The following is a 6372-nucleotide window of genomic DNA, read 5'->3' on the forward strand; positions in this document are numbered from 1 at the left end:
GATCGTTCGGCGACGAGTTCGATACCCGCCGTGTTTCGCCCGACGATACTGCCGTCCTGCTCTACACCTCCGGCACGACCGGACGGCCGAAGGGCGCGATGCTCACGCACGCCAACCTCGCCGCGAATGCCCTCGCCCTGCACCGGGCTTGGGGCTGGCATCCGGACGATGTGCTGCTCCACGCCCTGCCGCTGTTTCACATCCATGGCCTGTTCGTGGCCTGCCACTGCGTCCTGCTAAACGGCACGAAAATGATTTTGCTGCCGAAGTTCGACGTGGCGACGGTCATGCAGTCGCTGCCCAAGGCCACCGTGTTCATGGGCGTCCCGACCTTTTATACGCGCCTGCTGGCTGACCCCGCCTTCGGCCGCGACGTTTGCACTCACATGCGGCTGTTCATCTCCGGCTCCGCGCCGCTGCTGCCGCAGACCTTCGACGAATTCCAACAACGCACCGGTCACACGATTCTCGAACGCTATGGCATGACCGAAACCGGCATGAACACATCGAACCCGCTCGACGGCCCGCGCCGCCCGGGAACGGTCGGCAAACCCTTGCCGGGCGTGTCGGTACGCATCGTAAACGACAAGGATCAGCCACTGCCGGCCGGCGAAGTGGGACAACTGCAGGTCAAGGGCGACAACGTGTTCAAGGGCTACTGGCGCCTGCCGGAGAAAACCGCCGAGGAATTCACCGCTGACGGTTACTTCCGCACCGGCGACCTGGCGCGCTTGGACGATGACGGTTACGTCGCGATCGTCGGACGCTCCAAGGATCTGATCATCTCGGGCGGTCTCAACATCTACCCGAAGGAGATCGAGAGTTATCTCGACAACATCGACGGCGTGCGGGAATCCGCGGTGATCGGGGCAGCACATCCGGACTTCGGCGAGGCGGTGGTTGCCGTGGTGGTGCGCGCAACGGGGCACGAGCACGTGACGGAAGCGGACATAGTCGCCGCGCTCAAACAGAAAATCGCCGGTTACAAGGTCCCGAAACGGGTGTTCTTCGTCGCGGAACTGCCACGCAACACCATGGGGAAGGTGCAGAAGAACCTGCTGCGCGAACGTTACACTGACTTGTCAGTCTGAAAGTCGATGAATATTTCAAGGCGCGGCCGGGAAATATTCACGGCGCACGTGCACGGTATAATCGTGCGTCAGTGACCGCTGCATCACGGGATCGGCAAGTTCGAGACGGATGGTGACGTCGCCTTTCGGCGGCGTCGCCTTGGTCGACACGGTGCCGCTGAACACCAAACGCCCTTCCGCCTGATCGCCATCCTGTTCACGCACGAATACCATGAGGTTCTCGCAAGTCATGACATGCGACAGCGCGCCCTCCTGCAGCAACGTGTTGCCGCAACGGGAACGCAGCGTCAGCGAGTCCCAATGATCGAGCACCTCGCTCACCGGCCAGGCCGCGGTGGCGACGATCTTGGGACAGGAATTCTTGCCCTGCAGGGCTGAAACCGCCTCGATGCGGCGATCGGTGTGATCGCTGCCCACGGTCAGATAATCCACCCCGCCGGCGCGGAACAACACGGCCTCGATTTCCGGCGTCGAATCGTTGCCGATGACGCCGATGTCGGTGGCGTTCGTCACCAGGGTCGGCAACAGCGGATAAAGCATGGGCACGTGCGGCGGCGGCTTTACCCCGAGCGTGCTCATGTGGGCGATATGCCGTTGGACTTTTTCCCGGTCGCGGCCAGAGGCGCCGGCAGCCAGGGCGCGTTTGACCTCCAGCATTATCGGTGTGCCGTCCGGCAGACGGAATGTCAAAATGTTGAAAATCGGTGTTCTCCTGCGTAAGTCCCTTATCAATTTTTTACCAGCGCCTGTTCCAGCACGCGAGCGACATGTAATGCTTCACGTTGCGCGCCGTCGCGGATTTGCTGGCGGCAACTGGTGCCGTCCGCGACGATCAGCGTATCCGGCTCCGCGGCACGCACCGCTGGCAGCAGGTTCAGTTCACCCATTTTCATGGAAACATCATAGTGGCCGGCCTGGTAACCGAAGGCGCCGGCCATGCCGCAGCAGCTCGACTCGACGACCTGCACTTCGAGCCCGGGCACCAGGCGCAAGACATCCTGCACCGCCGTCATGGCACCGAAGGCCTTCTGGTGACAATGGCCATGCAACAAGGCGCGCTTCGCCGCGAGCGGCTGCAGATTCAGCTGCAAGCGTCCCGCGGCCTGCTCCCGTGCCAGAAATTCCTCGAACAGCAAGGCCTGTGTCGCCAGTTTGTCGGCCTCGGCGCCGAGCCGCATGACCTTGAATTCGTCGCGCAGTGTCAACAGGCAGGAGGGTTCCAGACCTATGATCGGAAGCCCATGCTCAACATAAGGCCTGATCGCATCGAGCAGGCGGCGCGCCTCGGTCTGCGCTTCTTCCACCAAGCCGGCGTACAGAAAGGTGCGGCCGCAGCATAGCGGGCGGTCGCCGTCGAGCGCATGCGGCAGGTGCACGCGATAACCCGCGGCCTGCAGCACCGCGAGCGCGGCACGCGCATTATCCGGTTCGAAATAATTCGTAAAGGTATCGATCAGTAGAACCACCTCGGCCCCATTCGCTGAGGTGATCTTTGCCGACTCCTGTTCCGGGTTGAAGACATCACGCTGCCAGCGTGGCAATGGCCGCCGCGCGCTATAGCCGAGGAGTTTTTCGCTCAGCCATGGCAGTCCCGGCAAACGGTCGCGCAGATTCAGGAGAAATCCGAATCGCACGCCCCAAGGCGCATAGCGCGGCAGCCAGGCTATCAGACGATCTTTAAGTTTTAAGCCGTGACGCCGATGATAGTGGTTCAAAAATTCGATCTTCATGCGCGCCATGTCCACGCCGGTCGGACACTCGCGTTTGCAGCCCTTGCAGGAAACGCACAGGTCCATGGTCGCATGCATGTCGTCTGATACCAGGGCATCGCGACCCAGCTGACCGCTGAGCGCGAGACGCAGGCTGTTGGCGCGGCCGCGCGTAAGATGCTGCTCATCCCGCGTCACACGGTACGACGGACACATGACGCCCGGCTCACGCTTGCGGCAGGCGCCGTTGTTATTGCACATTTCGATCGCCGCGCCGAACCCGCCCCACTCCGACCAGTCAAGCGCGGTATCGAGCGGCGTCACGGCGTAGCCTGGCCGGTAGCGGAACAAACCGCGGTCATCCATGCGCGGGGGGCGCACGATCTTGCCGGGATTGAACAGGCCCGCCGGGTCGAAGCTATCCTTGACTTCCTCGAAGGCACGCACCAGGCGCGAACCGAACATCGGCTCGTGGAATTCGGAGCGCGCGATCCCGTCGCCGTGCTCGCCCGAATGCGAGCCCTTGTATTCGCGCACCATCGCCATGGCCTCTTCGGCGATGGCGCGCATTTTTTTTGCTCCCGACTCGTCCTTCATGTTCAGGATCGGACGCACGTGCAGGCAGCCGACGGAGGCGTGCGCGTACCAGGTGCCGGTAGTGCCGTGCTTGTGAAACACCTGCGTCAGGCGGTCGGTATACTCGGCCAGATCCTCGAGCCCGACCGCGCAGTCCTCGATGAACGACACCGGTTTGCCATCGCCTTTCATCGACATCATGATGTTCAAGCCGGCCTTGCGCACTTCCCACACGGCTTGCTGGAAATCGGGCTCGATGGCTTCGACCACGGCATCAGGAATGCCGAGCGATCCCATCAGTTCGACCAGTTGCTTCAGCCGCCGGTGTTGCTCGTCACGGTCGTCGCCGGCAAACTCGACCAGCAGCAGTGCATCTGGTTGACCCTTCACGAACCGGTCCACCGTGGCGCGGAACATCGGTATCTCGCGCGACAGATCTATCATGGTGCGATCCACCAGCTCGACCGCCGAAGGATCGAGCTTGACGATGTGCCGGGTGGAATCCATCGCCTGATAGAAGTTCGGGAAATGGCAGATGCCGAGCACCTTGTGTGCCGGTATCCGTTGCAGGTCCAGGTGCAGGCGGCTGAAAAACGCCAGCGTGCCTTCCGAGCCCACGAGCAGGCGCGCCAGGTTGCCGTCGCGGGTCGTGAGCATGTCGAGGTTGTATCCGCCGACCCGGCGCAGCAGCTTCGGGAAACGCCGGGCGATTTCCTCGGCCTCGCGCGCGCCAATCCCTCGCAGGCGCTCCGTGAGGTCGCGGTAACGCGAGCAGTCTTCCGCCAGGTTTATCGATTCGTCGAATCGCGCGCGAGTTCCGTCGGCCAGCACCGCCTCGATGGCGCGCACGTTGTGCACCATATTGCCATAGCGTATCGAGCGCGCGCCGCAGGAATTGTTGCCGGCCATGCCACCGAGCGTGGCGCGGTTCCCGGTCGACACGTCGACCGGGAAAAACAGGCCGCGCGGCTTGAGGAAGCGGTTGAGTTGCTCGAGCACCAAGCCGGGCTCGACGCTGACCGTGGCCGCGTCGGGATCGAACGAGTGGATCCCGTTCAGATATTTGCTGGTATCCAGTACCAGCGCCTCGCCCACCGTCTGGCCGATTTGCGAAGTGCCGCCACCGCGCGGCAGCACCGGAACCCCCTCCTCCGCGGCAATCTGGATGGCGCGCACCACGTCCTGTTCGTTGCGCGGTAGCACCACGCCGATCGGTTCGATCTGATAGATCGAGGCATCGGTGCTGTAGCGTCCGCGCGAATAAGCGTCGAACAACACCTCACCCTCGATTTCGCGGTGCAGGCGCGCCGCCAGGGCTGGTTCGCCGATGCGCGAGGAAGCGCTGGCGGTATTACGGGTAACAGGGCTGTGAAGGACAGGCGGCATAACGTATTGGTGTCACCCGTTGATTCGTGGCCGATTTCGCCATCCGAGATGAAATCATTCCGATCGCGGATTGATAGATGGCAGGGACTATAGAATATTCTGCATTATATATTCATAATTCAGACAGAGAGTACTTCCCGATGATCAGATTGCCGATTGGCATCCTCTGAAATCCGGCTTGGCGCGTGAAATACCACAAGGAGGATTGATGACTGTTCAACGCGGACGCCATTTTCTCCAGATCCCCGGTCCGACCAACGTTCCCGACCGCGTGCTCCGCGCGATGGATGCGCCGACCATCGATCACCGCGGGCCGGAATTCGCCACGCTGACGCTGTCTGTCCTCGAAGGGCTCAAATCGATTTTCCAGACCGCTGGCGACGTTGTGATCTTCCCGTCGTCGGGCACCGGCGCCTGGGAGGCATCATTGGTAAACAGCTTGTCGCCCGGCGACAAGCTCCTGATGTTTGAAACCGGCCACTTCGCCATGCTGTGGCAACGCATGGCGAAGAACCTCGGCCTCGACGCCGAGGTCGTCCCCGGCGACTGGCGCCACGGCGTGGACCCGGCGCAGGTGGAAAGCCGTCTCGCTGCCGACCGCAAACACGAAATCAAGGCGGTGGCCGTGGTGCACAACGAAACCTCGACCGGTGTCACCAGCCGCATCGCCGCCATCCGCCGGGCGATTGACCGCGCCGGTCATCCGGCCCTGTTCATGGTCGACACCATCTCCTCGCTCGCCTCGATCGATTACCGGCATGACGAATGGGGCGTGGACGTCACCGTCGGCGGATCGCAAAAGGGCCTGATGCTGCCGCCCGGGATCGCCTTCAATGCGATCGGTCCCAAGGCGCGCGCTGCAGCCAAGTCGGCACGCTTCCCCAAGGCCTACTGGAATTGGGAAGAAATCATCGCCGCCAACAAATCCGGATTCTTTCCCTACACCCCCGCCACCAATCTGCTCTATGGCCTGCGCGAAGCGATTCACATGCTGCTGGAGGAAGGGCTGGATAACGTTTTCGCGCGGCACGCGCGGCTGGCGGAAGCGACACGGTGCGCGGCGCGCGGCTGGGGTCTGGAAATCCTGTGTCTCGAACCAGAGGAGTACAGCAACACCCTGACGGCGCTGCTGATGCCGGAGGGATACAACGCGGATATCCTGCGCAAAGTGATCATGGAACGATTCAACATGTCGCTGGGCACGGGCCTAGGGAAGTTGCAGGGGCGGGTATTCCGCATCGGTCATCTGGGCGATTTCAACGAACTCATGTTGGCCGGCACTCTCGCCGGTGTCGAGATGGGCTTGAGCGTGGCCGGCATACCGCACGCGAAAGGCGGGATACAGGCGGCCATGAGTTATCTGGTTGATCCGCGCGGGAAAGAAAAGGACGTTCAAGTGGCATCATTTGAGCAACGGGCAAACAAAACCGAAATTAGAAGTTGAACCGCAAACCACTACATAGGAGGTAGTCATGCAAATCACTACGAAGCGTTGTATCGTGTTCGCCCTTGGTTGTCTGAGTTTAGCGGTCCCGGTGGCGGGATTCTCCTGGGAACCAACCAAGCCGGTCGAGATCGTCGTCGCCGCCAGCGCCGGCGGCGCTTCCGAC

General features: G+C 62.1%; 4 protein-coding genes and 1 pseudogene. 3 read left to right on the plus strand and 2 right to left on the minus strand.

What is annotated here, in order from left to right; translation table 11 throughout:
- On the plus strand, nucleotides 1-1091 hold a 1091-nt coding region (locus WB402_RS10490; RefSeq protein WP_424207619.1), incomplete at its 5' end, for an AMP-binding protein.
- Between the two features lie 15 nt (nucleotides 1092-1106).
- Here WB402_RS10490 and WB402_RS10495 read toward each other — a convergent pair.
- Nucleotides 1107-1748, minus strand: coding sequence for a DUF2848 family protein (locus tag WB402_RS10495; protein WP_424207621.1), 642 nt, complete (start codon nucleotides 1746-1748; stop codon nucleotides 1107-1109).
- Nucleotides 1749-1819: 71 nt separating this feature from the next.
- Nucleotides 1820-4762: an FAD-binding and (Fe-S)-binding domain-containing protein gene (locus WB402_RS10500; RefSeq protein ID WP_424207623.1), complete on the minus strand. Its 2943-nt coding sequence runs from the start codon at nucleotides 4760-4762 to the stop codon at nucleotides 1820-1822.
- 208 nt (nucleotides 4763-4970) lie between these two features.
- Between WB402_RS10500 and WB402_RS10505 the strand changes: the two genes are divergently transcribed.
- Both WB402_RS10505 and WB402_RS10510 read left to right on the plus strand, forming a co-directional pair.
- The gene (locus WB402_RS10505) at nucleotides 4971-6206 is read left to right on the plus strand and encodes a pyridoxal-phosphate-dependent aminotransferase family protein (RefSeq protein ID WP_424207625.1); all 1236 of its coding nucleotides are present in this window, start codon (nucleotides 4971-4973) and stop codon (nucleotides 6204-6206) included.
- Nucleotides 6207-6234: 28 nt separating this feature from the next.
- A pseudogene (locus WB402_RS10510) lies at nucleotides 6235-6372 on the plus strand (tripartite tricarboxylate transporter substrate binding protein); the annotation flags it as partial.

Origin of the sequence: Sulfuricaulis sp., from assembly GCF_049587675.1 — a bacterium.
Classification (GTDB): Bacteria; Pseudomonadota; Gammaproteobacteria; order Acidiferrobacterales; family Sulfurifustaceae; genus Sulfuricaulis.

Excerpts from the sequence above, each read along its gene's own strand:
- WB402_RS10495 (WP_424207621.1), bottom strand. The coding sequence starts at position 1,748 with ATGCTGGAGGTCAAACGCGCCCTGGCTGCCGGCGCCTCTGGCCGCGAC.
- WB402_RS10500 (WP_424207623.1), bottom strand. The coding sequence starts at position 4,762 with ATGCCGCCTGTCCTTCACAGCCCTGTTACCCGTAATACCGCCAGCGCT.
- WB402_RS10505 (WP_424207625.1), top strand. The coding sequence starts at position 4,971 with ATGACTGTTCAACGCGGACGCCATTTTCTCCAGATCCCCGGTCCGACC.